This window comes from Halopiger djelfimassiliensis (genome assembly GCF_000455365.1).
GTDB classification, from domain to species: domain Archaea; phylum Halobacteriota; class Halobacteria; order Halobacteriales; family Natrialbaceae; genus Halopiger_B; species Halopiger_B djelfimassiliensis.
In genome coordinates this window covers 5,117-6,521 of the sequence record NZ_HG315684.1, presented here as the reverse complement: position 1 = coordinate 6,521, position 1,405 = coordinate 5,117, and the positions used below count along the sequence as shown (strand labels likewise).

Genomic DNA, 1,405 nt, shown 5'->3' with positions numbered 1-1,405 from the left:
AAGCGCGAGCGCGAACGCGACAAGAAGTCCTCGAACGCGGACGCTGATCAGTCTCGATCGGCGGCCGGTCGATCGTCTCGAGCGAGGAACCCGGCCGCAGTCGCCGGGCCAGTCCCCGGCGAAGGGGCCGCGGCCGAAACCGCGACGCCGCCTTCTGGTCCCATCGCCGAACACACACTGGCCGGCAACGTGCACGGCTATCAAACTCCACGCGAGCAACAGATCCAGCGCGCACTCGCCGGTACCGATACGACCCAAGGTGACGTGCCTGATACGGTCTTAGACGTCCTCGGCGACGGCGGACAACCGCTGGACAAGCCGATTCAGCGTGCCCTCGAAGAGCGGATGGACGCCGATTTCTCGAACGTCCGGGTTCACACGGGCGCGAAAGCCGCCGAAGCGGCTGAGTCGATCGACGCGAAAGCGTTCACCTGCGGCAACGACATCGTCTTTAATTCCGGTGAGTACGATCCCGAGAGCGCGGAGGGGCAGTTTTTGCTCGCGCACGAGTTAGCTCATGTCCGCCAGCAGACCGGTGCGGCGATCAGCATGATGCCTCAGTCGGATGCTGACTTGGAGATCGATCCGGATCCGCAGTTAGAGCGGGAGGCCGACGAGGCAGCCAACGACGCGCTGTCGGATGAGCCACTGACGATCAATCGGATGGGGACGGACGTTCACGTCCAGCGAGTGGCAAAGAGCGCCGAGTCGATGACCTATGAAGGACTCGACACGCTCACTGAAGCGGTGGCCGATCTGCGGGAAACCGTCACTGAAAACCAGCGAGAGATTCAAGACACAAAATCCAACTTGAGTGCGCTCGAGGATGAAGTACACAGCGGATGGGCAGATAAGACGGCCGGTGCCGCTGCGGCTGTCGGAGCCAGTGGGATCACTGCTGGGACACGAGCGGCGACCGAGACTGACCTCGGTAATGCCATCGCGGGCAACGAGATGCTGATGGATCTCTTGCCAACGCTCGCCCAGAACGGTGATGTGGTGGCTGCTGCCGGTCTGACGGCGGTTCTCGCTGGCGGTACTTACGGCCTCCAGCAGGCCATCGACGGCGCGGAAATCCTCGAAAAACTCGGGGACGGTTACAAGAGTCTCAAAGATCGCCTCTCTATCTTCAACGACGACGAAAAGGGCCAGCGTGAGGAGATGGAGGAGAACCAAGACGAATCTGGTGGCCGGTTCTGGAACCGATGACTATGGAAGCCAAGATAGTAGGTGAAGACGACAAAGGTATAGGAATTAATGTTACTGACAATAACGGTGTTGAGCACCAGATTGCTTCCGGCTTCGATGGGGAAATACAGCACCACAAACAGATTGATGGATATCCTTCTAACCCTAAAGAACGTACTAACAAGGAGGACGAAAGTTTCTCACAAGCCCGCCGATT

At 59.4% G+C, this 1,405-nt stretch carries 1 protein-coding gene and 1 pseudogene; both read left to right on the top strand.

Annotation, left to right across the window (positions count from 1 at the left end; translation table 11 throughout):
- Positions 1-177 precede the first annotated feature (177 nt).
- Positions 178-1,209: an eCIS core domain-containing protein gene (locus tag TX80_RS19610; RefSeq protein WP_394324876.1), complete on the top strand. Its 1,032-nt coding sequence runs from the start codon at positions 178-180 to the stop codon at positions 1,207-1,209.
- A gap of 2 nt (positions 1,210-1,211) precedes the next feature.
- Positions 1,212-1,405: pseudogene (locus TX80_RS19605) on the top strand (hypothetical protein); the annotation flags it as partial.